This is a genomic window from Gemmobacter fulvus (assembly GCF_018798885.1).
GTDB classification, from domain to species: domain Bacteria; phylum Pseudomonadota; class Alphaproteobacteria; order Rhodobacterales; family Rhodobacteraceae; genus Gemmobacter; species Gemmobacter fulvus.
The window spans coordinates 1,540,600-1,567,143 of sequence record NZ_CP076361.1; the positions used below are offsets into that span (position 1 = coordinate 1,540,600).

The following is a 26,544-nucleotide window of genomic DNA, read 5'->3' on the forward strand; positions in this document are numbered from 1 at the left end:
CTCGGTCCGAAAACCAGAACCAAAAACGAACAACGTAGAATGTTGCCTGGCCCAGCAGAACGATGACTCGCCAGAGCCACCCTTGGTTCCTGCCAGACCGGCGGCGCCGCCGCTGGTGACGATTTTTCCTGTCCATCCTGAAAGTCTCCTTCTTACCCACCGGCGAAAGTGCCGGTGCCCATCGGGAAGAAGGTCAGTTCAGCGACGTTTTACCTCGAACATGCCGCACCCGTGCCCAGCGGGTGCGGCGCTCGTCCGCGGTCCCTGCCAGCTACGGGATTGAGACGGAGACCATCGGCCTCCACAGGGCTCACGGCCCCAACTCAAGACGGGTTCTGCTCCTCGGATGAACAATCCTCACCACGCCATCATGAACGATTCGATGCATGCAGTCAAATAGATAATCACCAATGGTGATAATCCATTTATGCTAACGTGCGGCCAACCAAGCACCATGTCCGTCAGCGGCGCGAATAGCCAACCGTCCTTGAAGCCTGCCGCAACGAGTGACAAGTATCAGCCATTAGATCAGAAAGTATGTCGCAGAAACAATGCACCGCTCGCCCTATCAGCAGATCATCGAATGGAACGCCCGACGCGGGGAACATCGTCGCCTCGGACAGGAACTCGCTGCACAAATCGATGCGCTTAGAGCCGAGGTCAGTACCATTGCGGGATTGGCGCCTATGCACCTTCAGTTCGTGCCGATCCGATTGGTGACGATCCTTGAAGTCTTCCTCCGTGAGGTGATCGCCGAGCTGGTCGATGGCGACGAAGCCACCTTCCAACGCGCGGAAAAACTCGTCAAAGGCGCGAAGATCGATCTGACCTTCGCCGCACACGTGAATCGGCGCGAGCTGACGATCGGCGACTTCATCGCTCACTCCGTTTCCCTAAACGGGATTGATGGGATCTTAGCCATCTTGGACACCTTGATCCCCGGCTTCGCGCACAAACTCAAAGCGGCGCATCCGCGCTGGTCAGAGGAGTCGGACGATTGGCCACTTCCTCCCATCGTCACCAACTACAATGCGATGATGGTGGCTCTCTCACGCCTTTTCGAAGTTCGCCACGTCCTAACACATGAACTACCCGCTGATCCCGTATTCGACCTTTCAGACCTTACAGCCTTCATTGATGCCGCCCGAACGTTCGTCGACGGGGTGGATTGGGCCGTTGTCGAGGTTCTCCATGGCTCAGTACCTCGAACGCAGACTGCGATGAATGTCGCCGCTGGCGACAAACTGCGCGGCGAGGAGGAGGAACTGAACGCGCTATTGGAACGGGTTGCGGCTCTTCCTGGCATGGACGCCTCCATGCTTCGCGATGCTCACGCGGCTTGGTCCGACTTTGCCGACCAGCATGCCGCCCTGATCGCTTCGCAGGTTGAGGGTGGCTCTATGTATCCGCTCGTTTGGGCTGGAGAGAGATCCGCGTTGGTGCAGGATCGCATCATTCAGCTGAAGGGCGTCATCGAGGGCTGGATGGACTGACGAGCATGCTTAGGTGACCCGGGGCGGCCTGACCAAAGCTCAGGAAACCCGCGCGACCGTAGCCCGCCTGCCGTCGACGCTCACGCGGAGAAGCACGCCGTCGACCTCCATCTCGAAGAGATGCACCACGTACCCAAGGTTCAGGGTAGGTGGACTGTCTTCAATTCCGTTGCCTAGGTTTGCATCAAGGAGCGACGTATCCTCAGCCAGATGCCCGGCCCGGTAGCGAACCAGTCGGATTGTTTTTGGGATACCATTCATCTCGGCAAGCGCCGCTTCGATGGCGAGGACCGCTGCGCCGTGCCGTGCCAAAATCACAGGGCGATCGAAGAAGCTTCGGACGGCGCGGGCCATCTCAATCCAAGCCTCGAAGCTATCCTTAATGGACTTGCCCGCGAAGAACACAACCAACGCGGCGCTCCAGAGTGGGACTCTGGCGTTGATCAGATCAGTGAGAAAGGCTGGGATGTCGGCGCCGGGCCCAACGTTCGCCTCTTGGAAAGTTGTTCCAAACGCCCGCTCCAAATCACGCCGATACCGTTCGCTCTCGAATTCCCAAGTGTCCTCGTCCCCTCCATATGTCTCGTCGATGACGATCACGAATAGCTGGCCGGGGGCCTCGGTCGGTTGAAGCATTTTGTATCCTACTCCGTCATTATGCGGTCCGCTGGCGGTATCACTTAATCGCTGGGCTCGAAGGCCGCGAGTTCGCCTACCCCATGCGCGGGGTTCGATCAAACGGTCGATGCAAATGCCAGTAAGTTTCCCATCTCAGGCCACCCGGCGCGCTGGGCTTGCACGGCCAACTCCCTGTTTTCATTGTCCGGAATTGGCCGCCAGCGTTCAATTCCACCTTCCGCCTGTATTCCGGTCCCGGCCCCGTGGTCCGACTTGATAGTGGCGCGGGTCTACGCCTGTGTCGTCGGGCAAGGAGGCGGGATGCATGGTCAAGAGACTGAAACTCAATGAAAAAACCCTGCGCGAGGCGGAACCCAAGCCCGGCGTCAGCTATCAGATCTTCGACACGGAAGTGATCGGCTTCGCCGCCCGGGTTCAGGCCTCGGGCGCGCGGACCTTCACCATCGACTACCGGCACGCCGGGCGGCAGCGGCGGATGACCATCGGGCGCTGGCCGGAGTGGAGCGTCACGGCCGCGCGCGAACGCGCCAAGGAACTGCGCCGCGCCATCGACGAGGGGCAGGATCCTCTGGCGGCGCGCGACGAGTGGCGCGGGGCCCCGCGCGTCACGGACATGATCGACCGCTACATCGCCGAGCATCTGCCGAAACTCGCCAAGACCAATGCGGGCGACCAGGTTTCGATGTTGAAGAAGATGGTTGAACCGGCCTGGGGCAACCGGCTGGTGACGGAGATCACCAAGTCTGACGTGGCGAAGTTCCTCGATTTCGTGGCCGAGGGGCGGCCTCGCCCCTGCAAGGCAAAGCCCAACAACCGGGCTCGCAAACTGCAGGGTCACAAGCCCACCCCGATCCGCGCCAACCGCATGGGCGAGGTGCTGCGCAAGATGTTCACGCTGGCGGTGGAATGGGAATGGCGGACGGACAACCCCGCGCAGGGGTTCCATCGGCGCATTGAACATGCCCGCGAGCGCTTCCTGTCGCCCGAAGAGCTGACTCGACTGGCGGCCGTGCTGGATGGCGCCGAGGATCAGCGCGCCGCGGCGATCATCCGCATGTGCATGTTGACCGGCGCGCGGGTGGGCGAAGTGCGGACGGCCCGGTTCGAACAGTTCAACCTCGACTATGCCATCTGGTCGAAGCCTGCCTCAACCACCAAGCAGCGCAAGATCCACCGTGTGCCGATTTCGCAGGACGTCGCGGCCATCGTGCGCCTGCGCCAGCAAGCGGTACCGCGCGGGAACCCGTGGCTGTTCCCCGGCGACACTGTCGGCCAGCCGGTGCGGGAAATCCGTCGATTCTGGGCCAAGGTGCAGAAGGACGCCGGGCTGGCCGACGTTCGCATCCATGACCTGCGCCACACCTTTGCCTCGCTTCTGGTCAGCGGCGGCGCGTCGCTGGAAATGATCGGCAAGCTCTTGGGCCACAGCCAGATGCAGACCACCCAGCGCTACGCGCACCTGATGGATTCCCCCCTGCGGGCGGGCGTCGACACAGTGGCTAGCCTCCTGCGCCCGCGGCCGCGCCTTGTACATGATGCAGCGCAGGACGAGGCCGACCTGCCGAAATCGGCCTGAACCCTACGCGGCATCCTCGCCGCGCAACCTGCGCCACAGCGAGGACAGCCGCTTGCGGATTGTGCTTTCATCCGGCACCTCGCCCGACTTCGAATTCTGGACGAACCACTCCTGCACCAGCGAGACCAGCGCGGTCTGGGTGTCGGGCACCCCCTTTTCGAACAGGAACCACGTCAGCCAAGCATACATCGCGTCCCAATCGTAGCGCGGGCTGGCCCCGATGGTGGAAGCCGGGCGCCGAAGCAGATCCCGCTCTTCCTCGAAGGCCTGCAGTGTTCCGGAGTCCAGCAGCAGATCGGAGGACCGGACCAGCACCCCCTCGGCCGGATCGGTGATCTTGAGCCAGGTCTTGCTGCCGAGCGGCATGACCCGCCTGAGCCTGGCCTGTTCGTCGCTCGGGCCCATCCTCCGGAACATGCCCATCAGTTCCGCCATCGGCACCTGAACCATACCAGCCACCGTTTCGTCACCGCAGACGACCGGAGGAATGCCTGCCACCACATGCAGATGCCCCGCCGCCGCCCAGCCCGCCACATCGGCCGGAGGGCAACCCCAGCGCACGGCGATTTCCTAGATCGAGAAGAATGCGACAGGCGGCAGAGGCATTGGGAAACTCCTTTCAGACATGCGGCATCCTTCGGCCAGGGCCGTCGGCATGCAGGTTACAAATGACCCGCCGTGCCGAGCACGCGGGCTGACTCAGGGTTCAGAGCATGTCGTCGAGGAAAACCGCCTGTATGCCAGAGGCACACCGTGACCGGCGTGCGCATCCGACTGCGTTCGTCTTTTCGATTCTTATGGACTGCTCAGCCGTTAATCTACGCACCCAGAAGGCGAGCACGCAACCACAAACCTGTGATGCCCGCCTCGAACAAAGAAAGAACATGTGGATATCGTCGAGCGCCTGCGGAACCTGACCGGAACGCCCCATTCCGGCAATTCCGCTCCCCTCAATAGCGGCGAATCCGTCCGAAGGACGGTCAAACCGCCCTCCCCGTGGGGAACGGTGATGCACGCGCATGCATCGCCGCCCGGAACCGCCTTGGATGACGGGGGCGGAGGTATCTGCCTTGGGTGGCTCCGACTGGCAGGAGCCAAGAAAATCCAATGAAACAAGGGGCGGAATAGGTAGGCGGTCTACAATTCCACCTTCTGCCTGTCTTCCGGTCCTCGCGCTCTGCTTCGCTGAACCGACCCCCGCCAGAGGGGTGCCACGCGAATGGAGCAGCCGATGAAGGACATTCAGACCGATCCCGACGAGGACATCCCGGACCTGCTGGCCGACTGGATCAGCCGGGAGCAGTTGGCCCGCGCGCTGGGCCTGACGGCCGACACGCTATCCCGGTGGGAAGCCCGCCGCCAGGGGCCGCCCTGCACACGCATAGGTCGAAAGACCTTCTACCGCCGCGCCGCCATTCAGGAGTGGATCCGCGCGCAGGAACAGGCCCATCCGGTGCGCAAGACGCGGGGGCGGTCATGACCATCCAGCCCCGCAGTTCCGCATGGCCCGCTGACCGCGTGGCCGAGGCCCGCGCTGTAATCGCCGACGTCGCGCATCACAGCGATCTCCTGATCCGGCTCGCCTGCAATGTGCTTGTCCAGCATGGCGAGACCCCGGGCGAGCGTGCTGATGCCCGGCGGCTGCTGGTGGTGATCGACGCGCGGCGGCCGGTACGGCGTGCCCAGCGCGAAGACCAGGGGAGGGCCGCGCGATGATGCGCCGTGGCACCCCCGAGGCCGATCTGCAGCGTGCCGTGGTGCAGGCGCTGCGCATCGCTTTGCCCCGCACCGCCATCATCCATCACTGCGCCAACGAGGTGACGGAGGCTGGGCCCCGCGGGGCCAAGCGCCAGGCGATCCTTGTCGGCATGGGCGTCCATGCCGGGTTCGCCGACCTGATCGTGCTCTGCGACGGCCGCGTCCTGTTCCTCGAACTGAAGGCGCCGAAGGGGCGGCTGCGGCCGGAGCAGGAGGCGTTCCGCGATGCGGTGCAGGCGCAGGGCTTTGGCTGGGCCCTCGTGCGCTCGATCGACGACGCGCTGGGTGCGCTTGCCGATCACGGCTTCACCACGCGCATCGCCCCTTCCCCGCGGAGGGCCGCACCATGAGCCACGAGGCCACCAACTGGGCCATCAAGCAGCGCGGCTTGAAGCCCACGACCAAGATCGTGCTCTGGCACCTCTGCGACCGGTTCAACCCGGATTACGGCTGCTTCCCCTCGCAAGACCGGCTGGCGCATGACTGCGAGATCAGCCGATCCACGCTGAACGATCACCTTGGTCAGCTGGAAGCCGTCGGCCTGCTGCGGCGCGTGCCGCGGCTCGACCCTGTGACCAAGCGCCAGCTGCCCACCCGCTACATCCTGGGGTTCGAGCCTGGCTTCACACCTGTGGCTGTGGTCCCGTGTCCGGAAATCGGACACGGGGAGGATGGTGGCGCGGAAAGCCTCGACGGTGCCGATGGTTGTGGCGTCGATGCCGCCGCCGATGGCATGCCGTGTCCGGAATTCGGACACGGGAATGCGGCGGAAGCCGTGTCCGATATTTCGGCTGAGCCGTGTCCGGAAAATGCCGAAAGCCGTGTCCGGATTTCGGACACTAACCCTGTAAGGGAACCTCTAAGTAAACCAGTAAAGGAGGAGGAGGGCGCGCAGGCGCGCAAAGCGATTTCCGATGAGGTTTTCGGAGACCTGCTGGCAGCGCTGGGCCTCGACCCCGCCGCCCTGCCCGGCTGGTGGCAAGGCTGGCCGCCCCGGCTGCACGTCCAGCGCTGGCGCGACGAACTGGGCCTGACCGAGGCGGAGATCATCGCTGCGGCCGAGGCCAGCCGCGAGGAGCACCCCGAACCGCCCGATGGGCCGAAGGCACTGGACCGCGCCATGCAAAGGACCGCCCAGCGCAAGGTCGAGGATGCGGGCTGGAAGCGCCGAAAACCCAAGGCGGCCCCTGCCCCGGCCGCGAAACCCATCACGGACCTGCCCGCCTTCTACGCCGATCTGGTCAACTCCGACCGCTACCTGCCGGTCAGCGCGATCAGCAACACGATGCGCGACGCCATGCTCGCCCGGGGGCTGGTGACAGCAGAACGTCTGCGCGAGCGAGGTGTTCGATGACCCTGCAGCGAACGATCTCCCGTGCGGGCAGTCGATCCGTCAAACGCGCATTGAGCGTGCAGGCTGCGCTGGAATGGGCGTTCAGGATCGAACAGGCGCAGCTGGAACTGCCGCTGCCCCCGGACGTCACCGAGGAAGGCTTCGGTTTCGGCCTGGAATACGTCCTGCTGCAGCGTGCCGTGCTAGGCTGCAAGATCGACGGCGGCCAGCACAAGATCGGCGGCTACACCCACGAGGACGCCGAGGTCATCGCCGCCACCGTCGCCGGGATCCCCGGCAGCCTCGGCGGCAAGCGCATGGCGATCCGCGTCGCCGAACTGGCCCGCGCCGGGCTGACCCCGGACTGGATGCCGGGCGCCGTCCCGCGCTGCGTGCCCACCCTCGTCAAGCAGAACCAGCATGGCAGCCATGCGGGCACAATCGTCGTCGGCAGCGAGCGCATCCGCGTGCGTGGCGCGAACGCACGCGCCATGTGGAAGACCATCGACATCTTGGCCTGCCCGGTCACCTTCTCCCCCCACCCCCAACAGATCGAAGCCGCCCGGCGCGGCTATGACGACTGGTGCTGTGCGCTGGGCTGGGTACGGGACGGGCTGATCGCGGGCGGGATGCTGCGAGAGCTCGAGGTGACGACTGCGATGCCGAAAATCAGGCCGTGGGCTTGAGGACTTTGCCAAACGATCTGGTGTCCGACCAGGACCCGGGCATGTCTCGGCGGGTCGGGTGTCTCCGAACCGAAGACGAGGCCGTTTTCGAACCGATCTGTTAATGAACCAGCGATAGAACATCATGATCGCGGACCTTGCGGTAGCGCTCAACCCATCGACAGCGACGGCTGCCTAGCATAGCATCAGCTGATGGCTTGATCCCAAGGCCCAGGATATTGTGGCGACAAGCGAGCAGGAAGCATTCATGGAACACTCCGAAGCACCCTTCAAGTTCATCGATTTGTTCGCTGGAATCGGGGGCCTCCGGCGTGGCTTCGATGCAATTGGCGGACAGTGCGTCTTCACCTGCGAGATGAACAAGTATTCTCAGGAGACCTATCGCGCCAACTTTGGAAGCGACCATGCAATCGCCGGTGACATCACGCAGGTTGCCGCAACGGACATTCCTGAACATGATCTGCTTCTAGCCGGATTTCCCTGCCAGCCGTTCTCTTTGGCTGGCGTCAGCAAGAAGAACTCGCTCGGTCGAGCTCATGGGTTCGCGGACGAGACGCAGGGGACCCTGTTCTTCGACGTCGTCCGGATCTTGCGCCATCACCACCCCCGCGCCTTCTTGCTCGAGAACGTCAAGAACCTGCTCAGCCATGACAAAGGCAACACCATGCGGGTCATACTGCATGCCTTGGACGAACTCGGGTACGAGGTCGACTACCGTGTGATCGATGCCCGTTCTTGGGTGCCGCAGCATCGTGAGCGAATTTTCATTTCCGGGTTCCGGAGAGACTACAAGACGACCTTCTCTTTCAATGATGTGTTCGTTCCGTCGGGGCCCAACCCGACCCTCGCATCGATCCTCCACCCAGAGGACGGGTCGGAGGCCGCAGATGGGCGTTACACGACGGGCAGCTTCGGCAAGGTGAACGACCGTTACACGCTGACTGATGGCCTCTGGTCGTACCTGCAGCGATATGCCGAGAAGCATCGCAGAGCAGGCAACGGGTTCGGTTTCGGGCTGGTCGGCCCCGAGAACGTGGCCCGCACACTCAGCGCCCGGTATCACAAGGATGGGTCTGAAATCTTGGTCAAGCAGCCAGGAAAGAACCCACGCCGTCTGACCCCGCGGGAATGCGCGCGTCTCATGGGATTCGACCGTCCCGGCTCCAACGACCCTTGGAAGATCCCGGTAAGTGACACCCAAGCATATCGGCAGTTCGGCAACGCCGTTGCGGCACCCGTTTCGGTTGCGATCGCCGAAGCGATGGCTCCTTGGTTAACCAACACGGTTGCCATCCGGTCGCGAAGGGAACGTGTTGGCTGACAAGAAGGCGCCCCTGACAAGATCACAGATTATGGCGCGTGTCCGTTCGGCGGATACCAAGCCGGAACTGGTCCTGCGCAAGGCCCTTCACGCCAACGGCTTCCGGTTCAGGTTGCACGTCCGTTCCCTCCCGGGTTGTCCGGACATCGTCATGCGGAAGCACAGGTGCGCTATCTTCGTCAACGGCTGCTTTTGGCACGGTCACGCTGACTGCAAGCATTTTCGTATTCCCAAGACCCGGCCAGAATTCTGGTACGCAAAGATCGAAGCCAACCGGGTGCGGGACACACGCGCGATCGAAGCGCTGCTGGGCTACGGCTGGCGGGTTCTAGTCGTCTGGGAATGTGCGACGCGGTCGTTTCAGGTGGACAATTTGATCAGCATCATCGCCACATGGTTGCAGGGCACTGAAACAAGTGCAGAATTGTCATCGGATGGCCTGTCGACCAACAGGCCTACGAGGTCCGGAATTTCATCCGGCGAGCAGGAAACACGAAGATGAACGACCTTATCAACGACCCGAACGCATCGCGGCTGATTTATGGCCTGCGCGACACCGGCTACAACGTCAAGACCGCGGCTGCGGACATCATCGACAACTCGATCGCAGCAGGCGCAGAGAACATCAACATCGAAATCCAGCTCCTGCATGACGGACGGAAGGTCGTCTATTTCGGTGACGATGGTCACGGGATGAACCAAGAGGAAGTCCGGAACGCCATGCGGTACGGTGCGGACAGGCGCCCGGACGCAAAGAGCCTTGGAAAATTCGGCCTGGGCCTCAAGACCGCTTCCAGCTCGGTTTGCAAGCGCTACAGCGTGATCTCTCGTCGGTCTGAGGACCAACCCTTGGCGAAGCTTACATGGGACCTGGAGCACGTCGAACAGCGTAACGTATGGGAAATGTTGGCCGAGCCGGTAACGGCGGATCAGAACGAGATGTTCGACGAGTATTGTGGTCCAACGGGTACGCTTGTCATTTGGGAAAACTGCGACCGGTTGCTTTCGAAGGAATACACGCCAGGCACAAAGGAACAGGCCGCTGTCAAGCGGATGTCCGAGGCCCTGAGCAAGCACCTTTCCCTCGTTTTTCATCGGTTCCTCGATGAAAATGACAGCCGGGAAAGGAACGTGGTGATCCGGATCAACGGAACTCCGGTGAAGCCATGGAACCCTTTCTATCCAGAACGTTCCGAGCAAGTGCTTGCCCCGAACAAACAGAAGGTCGTCGTCGAACTCTTCGACGGGAGCGAAGAAGTCGCCGAAATGAAGGCGTGGATCCTTCCGCACCGCCGCGACATGACCAAGGAGGAGGAGGCCGAGTTCGCGCGGATTTCGAACAGGGCGCAAGGCTTCTATGTCTATCGCGAGGGCCGCCTAATTCAGGACGGTGGCTGGATGGATGTGTTCGGTGCGCCGGAACCGCACACTTCGCTGCTCAGAATCGAGTTCGATTTCGGCCACCAGTTGGACGAGGCCTTCCGGATCGATGTTAAGAAATCACGGATCCTATTCCATCCAGACCTTGAGGACGGCCTGCGCAAACTGCTTCAACCGGTCTATCGCGAAGCTGGAGCTCGCTATCGCCGCGAAAGCCGAGACGACGCCAACCAAAAGAAGACCGTCGACCACAGCAGCGCGAACAAGAATATCGCGGGCACGCCAAACACTACGAAACCCCAAGTGACTGCTGCGGACGTACGCACCCAAACTGCCGAAATCAGCAACAACCGCGGCCCGAAGATCAGGATCAAGGCGCCAGTCCAGAATTTCGTCAGCCCTGACAGCATTCACGTCGAAGCAGTTACAACGATAACAAATGGCCATCTCTGGGAACCCGCTTATCGCAGCGCGGGAAGCGCGGACCATGTACCGGGCGTTCAGCTCAACAAGCACCACGACTTTTATCAGAAGATCTACCAGCGCGCCGCCGCCAACGGCTACGCGGTCGAGGGGATGGACCTTCTGCTCTACGCTTTCGCAATGGCCGAGCAGAACAACACCGATCCCGAGCTCGAACCCGTCTTCGAGGATATCCGAGAAGAAATTTCGGCCAACCTCCGCAAGTTGCTGCGGCACATGCCGGATCCCGAACCCGCGGAACTGACCGAGGACGACGAGGAATGAGATGATCTCCGATCGGCAGGACATCATCCAAAGGGAGCTGGAGGCGGGAACCGGCGCCGCGATCGGCATGGCGGTCGACCAAAGCGGCACCAGGACCGGCCTGCGACTCTGGTTCGCCGATTTGGACGAGCGCCACGGCCCGATTGCTGAGCTGCGTCCCTACGGGATCCGGGGATATCGGGTAGCGCTCGGCTTCGGGAAGTTTGCGGGAGGGATCGTCCGCCAGATACTGGCCGCAGACGCAGAGGACGTCGGTTTGGCACGCGCCTTGGTGGCGTCGATCAGTCCAGCGGTGGATCTCCAACTTTCGGGCCAAAGCAGGGATGATTGGACTGTGGATTCCGGAGCTTTCAAGATCACAGCAACAGCCCGGGGTTTGCCAGACGATCAGGACGAGGCAGTTGCCAAAGTGTGCCGGGACGTGATCGTGCCATTAATGGCCGCAATGGCGGAACTCATAGGCTATGACGTTATCGAGGAGGAGGAAAAAGAGGGTGCGCACACCCATGAGGGCGCGATCCTAGTTTCGACAATCCGGCGACGTGAACGGAACCCTCGAAACCGCCTCCTCTGTATACGGCTGCACGGAGAGAAATGCGCATGCTGCGGCATCGAGCCGAGGTCGGCATACGGCGAAGCCGGGAGCATCATTGAAGTCCACCATCTCGAGGCCTTGTCCCTTCTGGCTGCGCCCCGCGCATACGATCCGGCGATCGATCTGGCACCGCTCTGTCCCAACTGCCACCGCGCCGTGCATACGAGACGCCCGATACCCTACTCCATTTCGGAATTGCGGGCGTTCATGTCACCGCACGTGGACGAGGCGGCCGTCCGATGAGCAACCTTGCTGCCCTGCCTCGAGATTTCGACGCTCTGCTCGCAAAGGTTCCTGAAGGATTTTCAGTCTCTGAGCGGGTAGTTGAGCCGGTAGCGATCCTCTCCCGGGTATCCGGAAAGATGTCCGTGGCGCTGTGCGGCAAGCGAATGGTTCGTGGGGAAGTTCGGCTGATCGAGGCGCCGTCGATTTCGCATGCTTGGATTGCGGACGGCGCAATCCTACGCCCCTTGCCCAAGGACGCTCCGGGATTGGTCGCAAAATGCCTTGGTGCCGAAGCCCCGGACGACATTTCATACGCCACGGCGATCAGGCTGCTGCGATCGCCGCCCGAGGGCTTCGAAATCGAGGCCGCACCCGATCTCTTGCACTCGGGCAAGATCACCGCCGAGGATTTGCCGCCCGAGATCCACATCCCCGGTCTACACGCCGACCTCTTCCCCTACCAGGCACGGGGCGTCCGATGGATGTGGGAAACGGTCAACAAGACTGGCGGCTTGATCCTTGCGGACGAGATGGGTCTCGGCAAGACGCTTCAGATCATTGCACTCCTGCTGATGGATCCACCGGAGAACACCGCACCGGCCCTGATCGTTTGCCCGACCAGCCTCATCGCGAACTGGGTGCGCGAGTTCGGCAAGTTCGCGCCCAGCCTTTCGCTGATGGTTCACAGGGGAGCCCATCGTGCCGGAATCTATCGTGACCTACAGGTCGCATCTGTGGTGATCACCACCTACGAGACGATGGTGAACGACATCTCGATCTTCTCGTCCTTTGAATGGGCCTGGGTTATCTGCGACGAGGCTCAGGCCATCAAGAACCCCCACTCCAACCGTCGGCAGGCAATCGTGACGATCCCTCGCCGCAAGTCGATCCCCATGACCGGCACACCGGTCGAGAATACCCTGATGGATTTGTGGTCGTTGGCCGATTTCGCAATCCCGGGCATGCTCGGGGACAGAACCGTCTTCGAAGTCGAGTTCCCCGACACGCTCGAGGCCGGACAGGCGCTGGGCAACCTGACCGATCCAATCATCCTGAAAAGGCGAGTGCGTGATGTCGCCGCTGATCTTCCAGATCGAATCGACATCGATCTGCCGTTGGAACTCGATGACCGTCTGGCTCGGCATTACGACAACGTCCGCGAGGCTACGCTGGAAAAGTATCCGGTCGCGGGCGCCCTCGTTGCGACCCTGCAGCTTCAGCTGGTCTGCGCGCATCCTTGGCTCAGGACTCCGGATGCGGCGCTGGTCGACTGGGACGACGCCAAGATCGTTGCCCGTGAGGAACTTCCGCTGCTTACGCCGAAGCTCGACCGAACTGTCGAACTCCTTCGGGAGGCATTTGCGAATGGCCGGAAGGTTATCGTCTTTGCCCTGTTCAATCGGATCGGTGACCTGATCCGGGCTGCCTGCAAAGACTTTGCCGAAACGTATTGGGGAGCGATCAACGGATCGACCCCGCAGGAGGACCGCCAGACCATCATCGACGAATTCTCAGCCCAAGATGGTGCCGCATGCCTGATCCTGAATCCGAAGGCGGCAGGGGCGGGCCTGAACATCACGGCAGCAACCGTCGTGGTCCATTTCACCCCAGTCTGGAACCCTGCCCTCGAAGCTCAGGCGAGCGCGAGGGCGCATCGGCGTGGCCAAACCGAACCAGTCACGGTCTACCGCCTCTTCTATAAGGACACGGTCGAGGAGGTGATGATCGAACGCTCCGCCTGGAAGAGCGACCTTGCCAACGAAACCGTCCCGGTTTCCAGCCGGGACGCACAGGACATTAGGCGCGCCCTCGCCATCAGCCCGGTAAAGCCATGACGATCAAAACCTTCATCAAGACCCTCAGCGCCAATGACGTCGGAACGACAGGTGGCCACATGGGGGGCATTCTGGTGCCGAAGGGTGATGGCGAGCTTCTCGCCTTCTTGCCCAAGCTTGATCCGGCAACCTTGAACCCTTCGGCGTGGATCGACTGCGAGACGCCAAGCGGTCAGGTTCTGCGCCTTCGCTTCGTGTACTACAACAACCGAATGCACGTGCCCAAAGGCACACGAAACGAATATCGGATCACCTATCTGACCAAGTTTCTCAGGGAGGAAATGGCCAACGCGGGCGATACCTTCGAGATTTCGAAGGCGGAAGGGGCTGCGCGGTACAAAATCAGGGTGATCCCGATAGGCGGCTGCTCCGACGCCTCAGAGGATGACGCCCCAGTCAGGATCAGACTGACGACCGGTTGGCGGCGGGTCCACTGAATGAAGCTTCCACCGCGGTAATCGTCGAGCGAAGGTTCAAAGGGCGGCCGGGGGCGGTTGTGAGCGCGTCGCCCCTTGTTCACAGTGAAAGGCGACGGCGTGATTCACACAACGGTGCCGCCGCAGCCCGACCTCAATGGGACCGCACTTTGCCGGATATCCTGATTCTGGGTGTCTCCTCATCGTCGACATAGCCCTCTTCGCGGGCACGGCCGAGGATTTCAATGGCGAGAATGCATTGCCGCTCGGACGGCAAGCGGCGCTCCTGCTGGCTGCAGGCCTTCAAGATGCCGTCGTCCTTCATTGAGAATGAACGGCTAGCAGAGGTCCACTCACGCAACCTTCCCCAGAAGGCGCTGCCAAGCGTAATCACCTTTGACTGTGCCTCAATCCCGGAAATCATCGCTTCTTCACGGCGACCGTCACGTTCGGCCGCTCTAGCGTCCTGAGGCTCTATGAGGAAGTCCTCAAGTCCGCCATCGTAGTCAACCTCGGCACGTGCGACAGAAGACCAGCATCCCTGTTTCTTCGCCCATTCTGAGATATTGCGGATGCCGCTGTCCGTAGCGGTGATCACGTCGGCCGCGGCCTCGCAGGCCATGAGGAAGCATTGCATCAACGTTTCCGGAACGGACTGGTCATTCCAGACCCGATCAAGATCCAGCACCTTCCCGCTCTCTTCGACGTCATAGACCAGCTTCGCAATGCCATAGGTTACGATGTTGGCCCTGTAACCGCCCGGGTACCACTCCTGTCGTGGGACAGCCTTCTCGAGGGCGCGGAATATGATCACCTTGGCGACGAGGCGTTTGAACCAGGTCTCGTCATACTTCCTGTCACTGGCCGCCCACGCTTCTCCTATCTCCGATGCGAAGGCTGCGAAGTTCTTCTGCGCCCCCTTGCTCACGGTGTCCGGTTTCATCCGGAACGAAAGTTCGACTTTGGCAAGGTCCGTCTTGGCGAAGAGCTGGGCCTTCGGATGTTCGGAATCGAAACGTTTCCGATCGGCCCCTCCCAGCTTCGCCTGCTCCACTTGGTACTGTCCCCGCGCCCTTTCGTAGAACCATTTGGTCTGCCGGTTCATGCCCGGCGCTGGAGGCGCGGATACACGGCGCGAGTATCCTTCCATCCGCATGTGGAATGGGTGGTTCGAGAAAAAATCGGCGGCACTGACCTTGTTTTGGCTGTTCGCATACTTCGAGATGTTCGGTACGACTTGCTCAGAACTTTCGGAAGGCACTACCGTCAGTTTGATCTGCACATGGACGCGGTCCAGGTTCTCGGGGCTGTGCTTCAATGCGGAATGCAGCGAAGCGGTCGTCTGGCCACCGTTGACGATCTGCAGGTTTTTCGCCGAAAGGATGCGGACACCTGCCCCGTCCATCTCGATGTCGACAGCGTCTGCGGTCGCGGACAGCCCGTTATTGTAGCTGAAGAACATCTCGGGTTCACCCTTGATGGTGTCCCGGATCCCTTCGTTGACCGACTTTCGGCGCGCCTGAATGAAACTGCGGATGTTCGACTCCAGCAGTCGTGCGCCCCACTTGTCATAAATGTCAGCCAGCTGTTTGCCGCGGATGACAGCCAGATAGGATGGCAGTTCCGCCTCAGGACCCGAAGCTCGAAGGGCTGGAAGGCCTCCGCCGAAGTCTTCGGCAAACTTGACGACGATCTTTTCCTTGGAGCCTGTGGTTTCAACCCGGTGCAGACGTGTCAGGTCCCAGATGTTATAGGTCACGGGGATGTCGGAAATACTTCCAGCGACGACGGCATCTGTCCGGGCGCTGTAGATCGCGTTCGTGACAAGGATCAATTTGACCTTGGTCACGCATGACCATGACTCGGCGATCATCGTAGCAACGCCGAATTCGGGTGATTCGATGTGCAGTTGGTCCCGAAACTCCCCCCGACGTGCGGCTGCGACGAAATTGATCAAGTGGCCAAAGAGCCTTTTGGCGTCGGCTGCGTTCAAAGTCGGCGGCTGTTCGTCGTCGAAGACTTCGCAGACAATGACGCTGAGGATGCCATCGGTTTCTCTGGGGTCACCCCCATGGCCATCGATCCGAAGGGACTTTCCGGATGCAGCCCCTCGATAAGCACATCTGTCGGACGTCTCGATCTCGCCTTCGGCTTCCAGGGTTTCGCAGAGCCGTTCGAATGCGACGTCCTCGAGTGGCAGGTCAGTTTCCGCACACTCTTCCCGCAGCTCGGCAACAAGATCTTGGTTGAATTCGACAAGCTGGTTCAAACGGGGCTCCGAAGCGCAAGGCACAGAAAAGGCGCGGGTTCTAGCTCCGCACGCGACAATAGCCTACGCGTGGAGGCAACGCCGACGCAATGCTGTTTCCCCTTGGGGCCGTGTCCTTTCAGGTCGTGCTGATCTTGGGTCTTATCAGGTACGACCGCCCCCCTCCTCTGGTTCCTCCCCGGCCCCGAACGTATGCGGGGGGGCGCAGCGCGGCGGCTCGCTAGCGTGAGGCAGTTTCACCGGGGAAGCCAGGCGGAAGCCACCTTGCGCGCTGACGCCGGAAATCTTCAGTCAGATCAGCGGCTTGCGGAATCACGATCTGGCCGGGGTGGATTCCCGGCGGGAAGCCAGGGAAGCCACCTTCGGGGAAGCCAGGTGGCCGGAAGCCACCCCGAAAAGCCAATTCGTTAGAAGCTGTTGAATCCGCTTCATTTTTCTGGTTGACAGACCTGCCCCCATTGACCTACCCCTTGATCATCGAAGAATTGCGCCCGGAGGAACCCCCTCGCGGGCGCTTTTCATTTCCCCTCCCCCACATCCCGAGCCCCATCCAATGGACCTCGTCTTCGCGCCGAGCCAGGTTGAATCTTGGCCGATTGCCCGGCTGCGCCCCTATGCCCGCAATGCCAAGATGCACGGCGACGACCAGGTGGCCAAGATCGCCGCCAGCATGGCCAAGTTCGGCTGGACCGTCCCCTGCATGGTGGCAGACGACGGCGAGCTGATCGCGGGCCATGGACGGGTGCTGGCTGCGACCATGCTCGGGTTGACCGAGGTGCCGGTGATCCGGCTCAGCCACCTCGACGAGGCGGAACGCCGAGCCTACCGGATCGCCGACAACAAGCTGACGGAGCTCGGCGAATGGGACGAAGCCCTGCTGCGCGACGAGATTGCGGGGCTGCTGGCCGAGGATTTCGACCTGACGCTGCTTGGCATCAGCGACGATGAGCTTGACGCGCTGCTGCGGGATCCCGACGCGCTGGGCGACGGTGGTCCGGTCGAGGGCGAGGACGATGTGCCCGAACTTCCGGTCACGCCAGTGTCGGTGCCGTGCGACCTCTGGCAGCTGGGCGCGCATCGTTTGATCTGCGGCGACAGCACTGCGGCCGATGTCGTTGGGCGGCTGCTCGGTGATGTCCGCCCCCTGCTGATGGTGACCGACCCGCCCTATGGCGTCGAATACGATCCCTCCTGGCGCAATCAGGCTGGCGCGGCCAAGACGAAACGCACAGGTAAGGTGCTGAACGACGACCGGGCCGACTGGCGCGAGGCTTGGGCGCTGTTTCCCGGCGACGTCGCCTATGTCTGGCACGGCGCGCTGCATGCCGCGACAGTGGCCGAGAGCCTGGTGGCCGCGGGTTTCGCCATCCGGTCGCAGATCATCTGGGCCAAGGACCGGCTGGTGCTCAGCCGGGGCGATTACCACTGGCAGCATGAACCCTGCTGGTATGCGGTGCGCGCCAAGGGCAAGGGTCACTGGGCGGGGGACCGCAAGCAGACGACGCTGTGGCAGATCGCCAACCGGGATCAGGATGCCGATACGGTCCACGGCACGCAGAAGCCGGTCGAATGCATGCGGCGGCCGATCCTGAACAACTCGAGCCCCGGCCAGGCGGTCTATGAACCCTTCATGGGATCCGGCACCACGCTGATCGCGGCCGAAACCACAGGGCGGGTCTGCTTCGGGATCGAGTTGAACCCGGCCTATGTCGATGTCGCCATCGAGCGCTGGCAGTCCTTCACCGGACTGGAGGCCGTTCTGGCGGAAACCGGCGAGACCTTCGCCGCCCTCAAGGCGAAGCGGCTCGCGGCATGAACGCGCCCCTCCTGCCCGGTCGGATCGAACACTGGCCGCTTGCGCGCCTTCGCCCCTATGCTCGCAATGCGAAAACCCACGATGCCGATCAGGTGGCAAAGATCGCCGCCAGCATGGCCGAATTCGGATGGACCGTTCCCTGCCTCGTCGCGGCCGACGGCGAATTGATCGCGGGCCATGGCCGCGTCCTGGCCTCGGCACAGCTCGGGCTGGCGGAGGCGCCGGTCATCGTGCTCGGCCACCTGACCGAGGCGCAACGTCGTGCTTATCGCATCGCCGACAACAAGCTGACCGAACTAGGCGGATGGGACGAGGCACTCCTGCTCGAGGAACTGCGCGGGCTGATGGCCGAGGATTTCGACCTCGGGCTGATCGGCATCCCCGAGGAGGAGCTGGACGCGCTGCTGCACGATGCCGACGACCGCGCACCGATTGACGATGACACCGCCGACTCCATCCCCGAGGCCCCGACCGAGCCGATCACCCGCCCCGGCGACATCTGGGCGCTGGGCGATCATCGCCTGATCTGCGGCGATGCAACCGACCCGGCCGTGGTGGCGCGTCTGATGGAAAGGGCGCAGGCCTCGCTCCTGTTCACCTCGCCGCCCTACGCGCAGCAGCGCGACTATGGCGCGGCGAAGGAGAAGGTCGGCGATTGGGATGCGCTGATGCAGGGCGTCTTCGCCGCGGCGCCCGTCACCGCCGATGCCCAACTGCTGGTCAACCTCGGCCTTGTTCACCGTGACGGCGAGTGGATCCCCTATTGGGAGGGCTGGGTCGACTGGATGCGCGCGCAGGGCTGGCGGCGCTTCGGCTGGTATGTCTGGGACCAGGGGCCCGGCCTGCCCGGCGACTGGAACGGGCGGCTGGCCCCCTCGCACGAGTTCATCTTCCACTTCAACCGCCAGCCGCGGAAGCCGAACAAGACGGTCGAGAGCAAGCACGCGGGCGAAACCCTCGGTGGCGGCGGCCTGCGTGGGGCCGACGGCACGGTCCATCGCAAGACCGGCACCGGCAACGCGATCCAGAGCCACCGCATCCCGGACAGCGTGTTCCGCATCATGCGCCACAAGGGCGGGCTTGGCGCGGCAGGATCGCACCCGGCCGTGTTCCCCGTGGCGCTGGTCGAGGCTGTGCTGGAGGCCTTCACCGATCCCGACGACCTGGTGTTCGAACCCTTCTGCGGCTCCGGCACCCAGCTGATCGCTGCGGAACGCACCGGGCGGCGCTGCTCCGCGGTGGAGCTGGACCCGGTCTACTGCGACGTTGTCGTGCGGCGGTGGGAGATGGCGACCGGGAGGAAGGCGAACCGCATCCAAGGCGATTAGCTTTCAACTTTCGAGGGCTTGGCCTATAAAGAGATTTGGTGCAAACGGAATTCGAAGCTGACCTGTAAATGGAAGATGACCACGCCATCAATCCTGTCTCCTTCGTAGAAATGAAGGCGAATGTCGGCTCGCTTCTTTTTCTTTGGTCGTCCATCGAACGTGAGATCACCAAGCGCATCGAACAACTGGACGACGGGACAAGCAGGGTCGCGCCGCATACCTTGGCGCAGAAGATCGCGCGTTGGGAAAGCCTGCAAGCCGCCGTCTGTGACGAACGCCCCGAACATCGCGAACTTCTCACCGAGGTGCGCGCCCGCCTCGTGATGGCGCTGGAACTGAGGAACCGCGTCACCCACGGCCTGGTCGGCATCACGGCCGACCCATTTGGCAATCGTGGGGACGCACATCTGGAGACGGAACTGAACGGCGAGACGCGCAAGCACGCACATTCCGACCTGGAGCAGGTGATGCGCATCCTCTCCCATATGGTCTGGGCCATTGGGGCGTTGAGCGATGCGGCCAGGCAAAAGGATCCCCGAAAGGCCGAAAGCGCCTATGTCGGGATCCGGTTGAACCATCTGCCTTGACCGCCTAGCCTTGCCTTATGTCCGAAGGCTGGCAGCACATCGAAATCAGCGATCACGGGACCATCGTCGTCCTGCGTCCGATCTCGGACGAAGGTAGGGCGTGGTTCGATGACAATGTGGGCGAGCCGGAGCCGGGTGGGATCTACACCTGTATCGACCCATCTGAATCTGCTCAGGTTAAGCCGCTAATCTGAATGCCTCGGCAGGCGTGCGCATGGCAAGCGCCTGATGCGGGCGGTGGTTGTTGTAGAAGCTGATCCAGTCGCCGATAGCGCGTGTTGCATGCTGGATGCTGTCGAAGCGTTGGCGATGGACGCATTGCTCTTTCAGTGTTCGGATCACGCGCTCGACCATGCCGTTCTGTTGCGGGCAGTGGGGCGTGATGAACTCCTGCTTCAACCCGTAGCTGCGGACCAGCGCCGTGAACTTGCGACTGGTAAAAACCAGCCCGTTGTCCGACCTCAGCAGGAACTCCTGCGTGACCCGGCCCAAGGTGCCGAACCTGGTGATCAGGGCATGCTCCAACGCGCTGGCGGCGGTGGTGGCCTTGCCGGATCGCGACAGATGCCAGCCCAACAGCTCGCGGGTGTGGCAGTCGATGACCAGGGCCAGCGTGGCCCAGCCATCTCGCCCCGCCCAGACCCGGCACATGTCGGTCGACCAGCGTTCGTTCGGGGCCTGGGCCACGGACGGGACGGCTTCGATGCGGGGACGCATGCCAATGGGCCGCTTGCGCACCTGCCAGCCTTTGAGCTGAAAGACACGCTGCACTGTGTTTTTGTTGAAGCCGAGCAGCCAGGCCACCGTCCTGTAGCCAAAGGACGGTTCCTGCTCGATCATGGCCTTGATCGGCTCAGCGAAACGCGGATCGACCTTCGGAACCGCCTTGGTTGGCCGGTAATAGACCGTCCGGCGGGGCACGCCAAACCAGGCGCAGAGCCTGGTCAGCGGCACCTTGATGCCCTCAGCGAGAAGGCCCTGATGGATGCTCTGGATCATTTGTCGTCCGCCGCATCCAGCAGGGCCTGGAATTTTTTTCGGGCGCGCAACTCCAGCATGGCCTCGCCGTAAGCCTCCTGCAGGTCCTTCAGCTGCTTCTCGTATTGCTCGCGGATGTCGAGCGGGTTCGCCCGCAGGGAATTCTCCATCCCCCGCTTCGCGTCTTCAACCCAACCCTCAATTTCGGAGGGCGAAAGGTCGAAGGACCGGCTGGCCTCCGCCACCGTGGTCTTGCCCTGAATGATCTCAATCACCAGCGCGGTTTTACGCTTCGCCGTCCAGCGTTTGATGCTGTCGTCCATGGTCACACTCATCGCTACCTTCTCCCTTGTAGCATGAGCAGGAATTCAGTGGGTCAATACAGATCTACATTAATTTAATCACAATTAATTATAATAACTAATAAATATTATTATCCACAGCCAGAAGATCCGCCACTCAAATTGGTTGACAGAAAAATAATTCTCCGACCTCTTGTTAAATACCAGTATATTCACGTCTTAGTCGGCCCTCACAGTTCAGTGTTACCGCCCCGCTTCTGCGCTGTATCTGGTGGCAGCATACGGCCCCTATGCTTTGCTTCGACACGCCAGAGCTTCTTGTGGAGGCCATCGGCTTCGAGGTGGCGGTATCGTCCGCCTGAGAACTTGCCCCAGTCCAGAGCGAAGCCGCATTTCACCATTTCCGCCGACAAGTCCCGTCCATCTTCGAGGGTGCAGGTTGCCACAGCCCGTTCATAAGATGAGCTACCATCTGTAACGGCTGTTACCACCTGCCCGCGACAAAGGGCCATCAACGCACGTTTGGCTAGTTGGCCGTAGGGGTGATCCAGCTCCGGCGCGTCGATTCCGGCGAGGCGGATATTCACCTTGTTGATGACGATGGTGTCGCCATCAACGACCCAACAGTGCCCCCGGATGATCTGTTGCCCAAGCTGTTCCTCAACCTGCCGCAATGGTTCGTTTGGAGGATGAGGGACCGGCGCTGGGATCGGGTGATAGCTACGGGCTGAGCGCCTATAACGATACCTTTGGCGCTTGGGCGCAAAGAGTTTCAACAGCAGACGAAGCAAACCCATTTCACGCCAAATCCAACAACCCTCGCGTGCAGTTTGTCCGCTGACATTGGCGCCAGCAAGCCCAATCTGCTGCCCCCTCACGGCCAGAGACCATCAAACGCTGCGCTCTTGCAGAAGTGTCGCTCCCAGGGCGCCCTGCCAGCCGTGAGAGGCTGCGCAGCATTTGCCTGTCATCTGTGGTCACGCCGTCGGCTTGCGATACTGCGCTGGTCTGGAGAGGAAAGACTTCACTTGGCCCCCGCGCTGCCCCCTGCCCTTCTGCGGTGTTCGAGGTGGCGCTGTGGTGGGGGGGCGGTGCGCTGTTGGGTACGCGAGATTGTTCTCTGCCGTAGCACCGTTGTAGCACCATGCTTCCAGAATGCAGAAGGCCGCCCCATGGGGCGCCGTGCATGTATTTGATATGTTTGTCTAAATTTGGTTGCGGGGACAGGATTTGAACCTGTGACCTTCAGGTTATGAGGGTCACCTCTGCGTCCAGAATAGCTCCGTTATTTCAGCTTGTTAGGCGATTTTCTAGGTCGAAACGTCGGCGTCGTGTCGCACGGAACTGCCGCAAACCGTTGTGAGAAAACGGTATGCCGATCTACCGAGCAACTTCGCCTCGACCATGGTCATACACTGCGGGTGGTCGGGCGATGGGAGCAAATGATCGAAAGGAACTTTGGACGAAGGGGTCGTTCGCTGCCGCTTCGCTGTGGCATACGTGGCTCGGACCAAGTTCTAGAAGTGGATGGAGACAGTCGCACAGCGGGTTCATCAAGCGCCCTGTCTGTGAAAAGTGACGGGGCTTTCAAAAATACTGCACGCATCGTCTGGATCCCCGGGCCTGAACCAACCGATACTCAAGCAGTGGCTACCTGAGTGACTGCTCGGGTGCTATCATTGCTCAAGCACAGAACCCTTTATGCGAGCGACAAATGATCTCAAGCCTTCGAATTGCATTGTCAGATTTAGCACGTATCCCCAACACTGATCGACCAGCATGGCTCGAGGGCGCAACTGCGAGCGTCGAATTTCTAAAAGACAACCTGCTCAAAGACGATGAGATTCTTCTTTACGCGTCTGGACCACACTTCTGGGTCCACTCAGTTCTGGCACCCAATTCATCAGTAAGCCCTCCTGATCACAACGACCTGTCAAATTCCCACCTTACGCCTGACGACTCGTGGTGCATTCAGAAGTCCTATGGCGGGGGCGAAGGCCACCGTGTCTATCTCGAGCCACCGTTAAGTCATCCCGGCTGCAAGTCACTTGTCGGAGGTGAAAAGCTAGTCTTTATTCGTGGGTTCGAGGGGATGAAGTCGTACGAGCCGCCAATCGAGATTAGCCAGAAGCTGGTTCATTCGTTGGGTGTGCATTTTGTCGACGAGCGTAGCGCATACTGTAGAATTAATAGTAAAGGAGACTTGGAGGATGTGATTTGTGTTCACACTGACAAGGATCATGATCCTTGGAAGAGCATCCGCGCCGTATCGATACGGCGGCACGATTTGGCAACCTACATGGCGCTCTCAGGCATGTCATTGGTTGCAAGATTCGACTTCACAAGATTTGTGCCAAGCGGCTTTTCGTCTTGGGACGGTGCAGCAGAACAATCTTTTGAAGCCAAAGATTTGTATTATCGGTATCGCATTCTGCCGACGTATGCGAGTTATGCACATGGTCACATTATCCTCCGAACCAAGTTGACTCCCGACGACTTGGTGGATGAGTGGAAAGCCGAAGAAGATGAGACGAATAGAAAGTATGCGGCATTCAAGATCATTGATCGAAAGAATAATGCCCTAGTTGAGACCTCGTGCGGCCCCGAGTACATTGTTAACTACTTTACGGAATCCGAACTGCCATGGGAAATATCGCCAGCCTTCTTTCGTGCCGAAGTTCTACAGAGATATAAAGCAGACCAAGAAAAGTATACGATCGAAGATCGGAGTATCAGCTGTCGTAACTCTTGGCATCTCAAGACATATGACATCAATGATGCCGGCCAGGTTCACACATATATTGGGTACTTGGCGCGCTTACCATATGAGGAGCAAATTTACTGGCAAGCATTCAATGAGTGGCCAAAAGAGAATATATCGAAGCGCGCTCATCAGACCGATATTCTTGGGCAGTTTTCCGATGATGACGAGCCCTTGGGAGAGTTGAAAGCCCAGATCGAGAGACTTGACCAAACCCCTCCAACTTGGTGGCAAATTCGCGGCAGGCCTTTAATAGAAAAGGTCCTTTATCCCGCAACAGACTCGGCTGATGAGTGGGGGAATGAAGTATTGGCGTTGGATCATATGATTGTCGAAGGGTTTCTGCCCAAGCCCCTCAGAGAAATCATAAAGGCCAATGGGGGATCGTTTGAGAAGGACTGGGGATCGCTCAAGCTACTTGAGACTGCACTTTCCCTGACTGGGCGGACTGCTGAGGAGGCCAGGGACCTAGTTTCCCCTCTTCGAGAGCTTCATTTGTTGAGGAATCCAGCGAAAGCGCACGGTGATACTAGCGGGCGAGTTGCTGTGGTGGCCGCTGCGAGGAAAGCGCACGGCACACTGCGCAATCATTTTCGTGACCTTGCTGGCCGGACACGCTCTGCATTTAAGCAGATAGTCCTTACTTTACCCAACGCATAATGCTTCCGAAAGCGCTCGACATTCCTTTCGCTAATGTATCGGTCCAAGATACTGCACGACATGCCCAAGCATGTCGCGCTTGACCACCATTTAAAACTGCTGCGTGAGGCCGGGGACACTCGTTACCCCAGCAGCTTCGCCTCGACCATGGCCATTGCCTTTTGGTGGTCGGGCGAGGGGAAAAGGTGGCCGTAGCGTTCCATGGTCATCTGGATGGAGGAATGGCCGGCGAAGGTCATGATCTCCTTGATCGAGAAGCCCTGCTCGATCCACAGCGACACGGCGAAATGGCGCAGGTCGTGCCAGCGCATCGTCACCTCGACCTTTTCCTGCAGCTTCCTAAACCGGTCCTGCGTGCGAGTGTGCTGCAGGATTCCGCCCTGCGGTGCGGGGAAAACCAGCCCCAACTCGCTTTTCGGGCAGCGCAGTTTCCAGCGGCGCAGGGCGTTCAGCACCATCGGGCCTGCCGGGATGTCACGGAACCCCGCCCGCGATTTCGGCTCGCCCATCTGGTTGTAGGCGTCGGCGCGCTGGCGGATGTGCAGGAAGCCCTTGTCGAAATCCACGTCCTGCCAGCGCAGGCCCCGCAGTTCTGAAGCGCGCAGACCGCCCAGCGCCGAGACGATCAGATGCGGTTTGAAACCCTCGTCCGCCGCCTCGATCAGCGCACGGATCGCTTCTTTGGATGGCACCGGGGCCTTATGCTCGATCCTGCTGGACTTGATCACCCGCACCCCGTGCGCCGCATTGGTGAACAACTGGCCGTTGTCGATGGCATGATCGAGGATCAGCTTTAGCACGGAAATCGCGCGACGGGTCAGGTGTTCGGACCGGCCATTCAGCAGCAGTCGGTCACGCAGTTCGTTGACGTGGCGGCGGGTCAGGTGAGCGATCAGCTTGTCCCCGATCCCGACCACCGGCGCGGTCAGGTGCAGCCGCACATAGTCGCTGTAACCGCGCAGGGTGGACCGCTCCATCCGCCGCCCGGTCTTGCAACGCACCTCGCAATGATCGAGCCAAGCCTTCGCGGCATCGGCCACCGTCGTGCTGTCGCTGTCGGCCAGATAGGTGTGGTTGGCGACCAGAGAGCGAACCTTGACCAGATAGACGTCCGCATCCTTGCGGCGCGGGAACAGCTTGGACCGCCGCTTTCCAGCCTGGTCGGTGAAGTCCACCTGCCACCGAACCAGTCCCGAAGGCAGCGTCCGTTTGCGAATGGTCGCCATCTTTCCCCCACTCCCATCCCAAGGACCAGAAACCCATGGGAAGAAAGGCGTTTGCCGAACATTCCCACTAGTATTGACAGTACGTTAGATGCCATATATCCACACATCAAACGTACTGTCAAAGGATAGTGAAGTGGCACAAGACATTACCATCCAGAAGCTGGCCGACGCCTTCAATATTGGCCGGTACCAAATCGACGCCTGGATTTCGCGCGGCTACCTTGTTCCGCAAAACGAGTGCGAACGTGGCAAAGCCCGGATTTTCACCATGCGGGACGCTATCGCGCTGGGCGCCATCGTGGACTTCGCACGTCTTGGGTTTGAGCCTGCGCGGGTCGCGCCGCACATTGGCAATCTGCACGGGGTTGCCGATGGCGACGCCTTGCTGGTGATCTACGAAGGCCCGATCCGGCTTTCGTCGCAGGAAGACGCAGCATTCATGGACTCGGATATTCCCGCCCCTGCGTCGAAGATCATCTCGCCCCAGCGTCTTCCGGAGATTGCGGCCGATCCAGAGGTTCGCTCTTTTGCGGTCGTGAACCTGAACGACATCGAGCGGCGGGTCACAAAAGCCCTCAGCGCCGACTGACCACCCAGCCATAACGGAGACAGC

25 protein-coding genes are annotated in these 26,544 nt (G+C 60.9%); 18 read left to right on the forward strand and 7 right to left on the reverse strand.

Annotation, left to right across the window (positions count from 1 at the left end; genetic code table 11):
• Window positions 1–551 precede the first annotated feature (551 nt).
• Complete coding sequence (locus KM031_RS07640; protein WP_089386175.1) at window positions 552–1,493, forward strand: lysozyme inhibitor LprI family protein; 942 nt, start codon at window positions 552–554, stop codon at window positions 1,491–1,493.
• Window positions 1,494–1,532: 39 nt separating this feature from the next.
• On the opposite strand, the gene KM031_RS07645 is transcribed toward KM031_RS07640, so the two are convergent.
• Window positions 1,533–2,129 (reverse strand): hypothetical protein, encoded by a 597-nt coding sequence (locus KM031_RS07645; RefSeq protein WP_089386174.1) that lies wholly within the window; start codon window positions 2,127–2,129, stop codon window positions 1,533–1,535.
• 307 nt (window positions 2,130–2,436) lie between these two features.
• Here KM031_RS07645 and KM031_RS07650 point away from each other — a divergent pair, with 307 nt between their 5' ends.
• The gene (locus KM031_RS07650; protein WP_215507737.1) at window positions 2,437–3,708 is read left to right on the forward strand and encodes a tyrosine-type recombinase/integrase; all 1,272 of its coding nucleotides are present in this window, start codon (window positions 2,437–2,439) and stop codon (window positions 3,706–3,708) included.
• A gap of 3 nt (window positions 3,709–3,711) precedes the next feature.
• Here KM031_RS07650 and KM031_RS07655 read toward each other — a convergent pair whose 3' ends face one another.
• Window positions 3,712–4,269 carry a hypothetical protein gene (locus KM031_RS07655; protein ID WP_260692127.1) on the reverse strand — a complete coding sequence of 186 codons (558 nt, stop codon included), beginning with the start codon at window positions 4,267–4,269 and terminating at the stop codon, window positions 3,712–3,714.
• Window positions 4,270–4,939: 670 nt separating this feature from the next.
• On the opposite strand from KM031_RS07655, the gene KM031_RS07660 reads away from it, so the two are divergent.
• From KM031_RS07660 to KM031_RS07710, 11 genes are all read left to right on the forward strand, one after another.
• Window positions 4,940–5,188 carry a helix-turn-helix transcriptional regulator gene (locus tag KM031_RS07660; protein WP_074556286.1) on the forward strand — a complete coding sequence of 83 codons (249 nt, stop codon included), beginning with the start codon at window positions 4,940–4,942 and terminating at the stop codon, window positions 5,186–5,188.
• A complete protein-coding gene (locus tag KM031_RS07665; RefSeq protein ID WP_215507713.1) occupies window positions 5,185–5,424 on the forward strand; it encodes a hypothetical protein in 240 nt (79 codons plus the stop codon). The genes KM031_RS07660 and KM031_RS07665 overlap by 4 nt, the downstream gene beginning before the upstream one ends.
• The gene (locus KM031_RS07670) at window positions 5,421–5,816 is read left to right on the forward strand and encodes a VRR-NUC domain-containing protein (RefSeq protein WP_215507715.1); all 396 of its coding nucleotides are present in this window, start codon (window positions 5,421–5,423) and stop codon (window positions 5,814–5,816) included. Before KM031_RS07665 ends, KM031_RS07670 begins: the two co-directional genes overlap by 4 nt.
• Complete coding sequence (locus tag KM031_RS07675; protein ID WP_215507717.1) at window positions 5,813–6,820, forward strand: helix-turn-helix domain-containing protein; 1,008 nt, start codon at window positions 5,813–5,815, stop codon at window positions 6,818–6,820. The genes KM031_RS07670 and KM031_RS07675 overlap by 4 nt, the downstream gene beginning before the upstream one ends.
• Entirely contained in the window at window positions 6,817–7,485 is a 669-nt protein-coding gene (locus tag KM031_RS07680; protein ID WP_215507719.1) for a hypothetical protein, read from the forward strand. Before KM031_RS07675 ends, KM031_RS07680 begins: the two co-directional genes overlap by 4 nt.
• Window positions 7,486–7,732: 247 nt before the next feature.
• The gene (gene dcm / locus KM031_RS07685) at window positions 7,733–8,806 is read left to right on the forward strand and encodes a DNA (cytosine-5-)-methyltransferase (RefSeq protein ID WP_215507721.1); all 1,074 of its coding nucleotides are present in this window, start codon (window positions 7,733–7,735) and stop codon (window positions 8,804–8,806) included.
• Window positions 8,799–9,308, forward strand: a complete 510-nt coding sequence (locus KM031_RS07690) for a very short patch repair endonuclease (protein ID WP_246567418.1) — start codon at window positions 8,799–8,801, stop codon at window positions 9,306–9,308. Before dcm ends, KM031_RS07690 begins: the two co-directional genes overlap by 8 nt.
• Window positions 9,305–10,933, forward strand: coding sequence for an ATP-binding protein (locus KM031_RS07695; RefSeq protein ID WP_215507722.1), 1,629 nt, complete (start codon window positions 9,305–9,307; stop codon window positions 10,931–10,933). The genes KM031_RS07690 and KM031_RS07695 overlap by 4 nt, the downstream gene beginning before the upstream one ends.
• 1 nt (window position 10,934) lies before the next feature.
• Entirely contained in the window at window positions 10,935–11,771 is an 837-nt protein-coding gene (locus tag KM031_RS07700) for an HNH endonuclease (protein ID WP_215507724.1), read from the forward strand.
• Window positions 11,768–13,588 carry a DEAD/DEAH box helicase gene (locus KM031_RS07705; RefSeq protein WP_215507726.1) on the forward strand — a complete coding sequence of 607 codons (1,821 nt, stop codon included), beginning with the start codon at window positions 11,768–11,770 and terminating at the stop codon, window positions 13,586–13,588. The genes KM031_RS07700 and KM031_RS07705 overlap by 4 nt, the downstream gene beginning before the upstream one ends.
• The gene (locus KM031_RS07710; RefSeq protein WP_215507727.1) at window positions 13,585–14,025 is read left to right on the forward strand and encodes an EcoRII N-terminal effector-binding domain-containing protein; all 441 of its coding nucleotides are present in this window, start codon (window positions 13,585–13,587) and stop codon (window positions 14,023–14,025) included. Before KM031_RS07705 ends, KM031_RS07710 begins: the two co-directional genes overlap by 4 nt.
• A gap of 133 nt (window positions 14,026–14,158) precedes the next feature.
• On the opposite strand, the gene KM031_RS07715 is transcribed toward KM031_RS07710, so the two are convergent.
• Window positions 14,159–16,273, reverse strand: coding sequence for an AIPR family protein (locus tag KM031_RS07715; protein ID WP_215507729.1), 2,115 nt, complete (start codon window positions 16,271–16,273; stop codon window positions 14,159–14,161).
• Between the two features lie 553 nt (window positions 16,274–16,826).
• On the opposite strand from KM031_RS07715, the gene KM031_RS07720 reads away from it, so the two are divergent.
• The 3 genes from KM031_RS07720 to KM031_RS07730 all read left to right on the forward strand — a co-directional run bounded on the left by KM031_RS07720 (window position 16,827) and on the right by KM031_RS07730 (window position 20,004).
• Window positions 16,827–18,089 (forward strand): DNA methyltransferase, encoded by a 1,263-nt coding sequence (locus KM031_RS07720; protein ID WP_215507731.1) that lies wholly within the window; start codon window positions 16,827–16,829, stop codon window positions 18,087–18,089.
• The gene (locus KM031_RS07725; RefSeq protein ID WP_215507733.1) at window positions 18,086–19,417 is read left to right on the forward strand and encodes a site-specific DNA-methyltransferase; all 1,332 of its coding nucleotides are present in this window, start codon (window positions 18,086–18,088) and stop codon (window positions 19,415–19,417) included. Before KM031_RS07720 ends, KM031_RS07725 begins: the two co-directional genes overlap by 4 nt.
• Window positions 19,418–19,485: 68 nt before the next feature.
• The gene (locus tag KM031_RS07730) at window positions 19,486–20,004 is read left to right on the forward strand and encodes a hypothetical protein (protein ID WP_215507735.1); all 519 of its coding nucleotides are present in this window, start codon (window positions 19,486–19,488) and stop codon (window positions 20,002–20,004) included.
• A gap of 177 nt (window positions 20,005–20,181) precedes the next feature.
• Here the strand turns inward: KM031_RS07730 and KM031_RS07735 are convergent, their stop codons facing one another.
• From KM031_RS07735 to KM031_RS07745, 3 genes are all read right to left on the reverse strand, one after another.
• On the reverse strand, window positions 20,182–21,003 hold the full coding sequence (locus tag KM031_RS07735; RefSeq protein WP_260691892.1) for an IS3 family transposase: 822 nt from the start codon (window positions 21,001–21,003) through the stop codon (window positions 20,182–20,184).
• On the reverse strand, window positions 21,000–21,305 hold the full coding sequence (locus KM031_RS07740) for a DUF1153 domain-containing protein (RefSeq protein WP_246567524.1): 306 nt from the start codon (window positions 21,303–21,305) through the stop codon (window positions 21,000–21,002). The genes KM031_RS07735 and KM031_RS07740 overlap by 4 nt, the downstream gene beginning before the upstream one ends.
• 209 nt (window positions 21,306–21,514) lie before the next feature.
• On the reverse strand, window positions 21,515–22,081 hold the full coding sequence (locus KM031_RS07745; RefSeq protein WP_215508069.1) for a thermonuclease family protein: 567 nt from the start codon (window positions 22,079–22,081) through the stop codon (window positions 21,515–21,517).
• A gap of 917 nt (window positions 22,082–22,998) precedes the next feature.
• Here KM031_RS07745 and KM031_RS07750 point away from each other — a divergent pair.
• Window positions 22,999–24,705 carry a hypothetical protein gene (locus KM031_RS07750; protein WP_215507836.1) on the forward strand — a complete coding sequence of 569 codons (1,707 nt, stop codon included), beginning with the start codon at window positions 22,999–23,001 and terminating at the stop codon, window positions 24,703–24,705.
• A gap of 122 nt (window positions 24,706–24,827) precedes the next feature.
• Here KM031_RS07750 and KM031_RS07755 read toward each other — a convergent pair whose 3' ends face one another.
• Window positions 24,828–25,931: a site-specific integrase gene (locus KM031_RS07755; RefSeq protein WP_215507843.1), complete on the reverse strand. Its 1,104-nt coding sequence runs from the start codon at window positions 25,929–25,931 to the stop codon at window positions 24,828–24,830.
• 133 nt (window positions 25,932–26,064) lie between these two features.
• On the opposite strand from KM031_RS07755, the gene KM031_RS07760 reads away from it, so the two are divergent.
• Complete coding sequence (locus KM031_RS07760; RefSeq protein ID WP_215507844.1) at window positions 26,065–26,520, forward strand: MerR family transcriptional regulator; 456 nt, start codon at window positions 26,065–26,067, stop codon at window positions 26,518–26,520.
• Window positions 26,521–26,544: the final 24 nt, after the last annotated feature.

Bases quoted from the DNA above. Each gene is read 5' to 3' on its own strand.
- KM031_RS07680 (WP_215507719.1), top strand. From the start codon at position 6,817: ATGACCCTGCAGCGAACGATCTCCCGTGCGGGCAGTCGATCCGTCAAA.
- KM031_RS07660 (WP_074556286.1), top strand. From the start codon at position 4,940: ATGAAGGACATTCAGACCGATCCCGACGAGGACATCCCGGACCTGCTG.
- KM031_RS07745 (WP_215508069.1), bottom strand. From the start codon at position 22,081: ATGGGTTTGCTTCGTCTGCTGTTGAAACTCTTTGCGCCCAAGCGCCAA.
- KM031_RS07725 (WP_215507733.1), top strand. From the start codon at position 18,086: ATGAACGCGCCCCTCCTGCCCGGTCGGATCGAACACTGGCCGCTTGCG.
- KM031_RS07735 (WP_260691892.1), bottom strand. From the start codon at position 21,003: ATGATCCAGAGCATCCATCAGGGCCTTCTCGCTGAGGGCATCAAGGTG.
- KM031_RS07755 (WP_215507843.1), bottom strand. From the start codon at position 25,931: ATGGCGACCATTCGCAAACGGACGCTGCCTTCGGGACTGGTTCGGTGG.
- KM031_RS07645 (WP_089386174.1), bottom strand. From the start codon at position 2,129: ATGCTTCAACCGACCGAGGCCCCCGGCCAGCTATTCGTGATCGTCATC.
- KM031_RS07710 (WP_215507727.1), top strand. From the start codon at position 13,585: ATGACGATCAAAACCTTCATCAAGACCCTCAGCGCCAATGACGTCGGA.
- KM031_RS07695 (WP_215507722.1), top strand. From the start codon at position 9,305: ATGAACGACCTTATCAACGACCCGAACGCATCGCGGCTGATTTATGGC.
- KM031_RS07750 (WP_215507836.1), top strand. From the start codon at position 22,999: ATGATCTCAAGCCTTCGAATTGCATTGTCAGATTTAGCACGTATCCCC.
- dcm (WP_215507721.1), top strand. From the start codon at position 7,733: ATGGAACACTCCGAAGCACCCTTCAAGTTCATCGATTTGTTCGCTGGA.
- KM031_RS07650 (WP_215507737.1), top strand. From the start codon at position 2,437: ATGGTCAAGAGACTGAAACTCAATGAAAAAACCCTGCGCGAGGCGGAA.
- KM031_RS07640 (WP_089386175.1), top strand. From the start codon at position 552: ATGCACCGCTCGCCCTATCAGCAGATCATCGAATGGAACGCCCGACGC.
- KM031_RS07665 (WP_215507713.1), top strand. From the start codon at position 5,185: ATGACCATCCAGCCCCGCAGTTCCGCATGGCCCGCTGACCGCGTGGCC.
- KM031_RS07720 (WP_215507731.1), top strand. From the start codon at position 16,827: ATGGACCTCGTCTTCGCGCCGAGCCAGGTTGAATCTTGGCCGATTGCC.
- KM031_RS07740 (WP_246567524.1), bottom strand. From the start codon at position 21,305: ATGGACGACAGCATCAAACGCTGGACGGCGAAGCGTAAAACCGCGCTG.
- KM031_RS07675 (WP_215507717.1), top strand. From the start codon at position 5,813: ATGAGCCACGAGGCCACCAACTGGGCCATCAAGCAGCGCGGCTTGAAG.
- KM031_RS07670 (WP_215507715.1), top strand. From the start codon at position 5,421: ATGATGCGCCGTGGCACCCCCGAGGCCGATCTGCAGCGTGCCGTGGTG.
- KM031_RS07705 (WP_215507726.1), top strand. From the start codon at position 11,768: ATGAGCAACCTTGCTGCCCTGCCTCGAGATTTCGACGCTCTGCTCGCA.
- KM031_RS07700 (WP_215507724.1), top strand. From the start codon at position 10,935: ATGATCTCCGATCGGCAGGACATCATCCAAAGGGAGCTGGAGGCGGGA.
- KM031_RS07730 (WP_215507735.1), top strand. From the start codon at position 19,486: ATGGAAGATGACCACGCCATCAATCCTGTCTCCTTCGTAGAAATGAAG.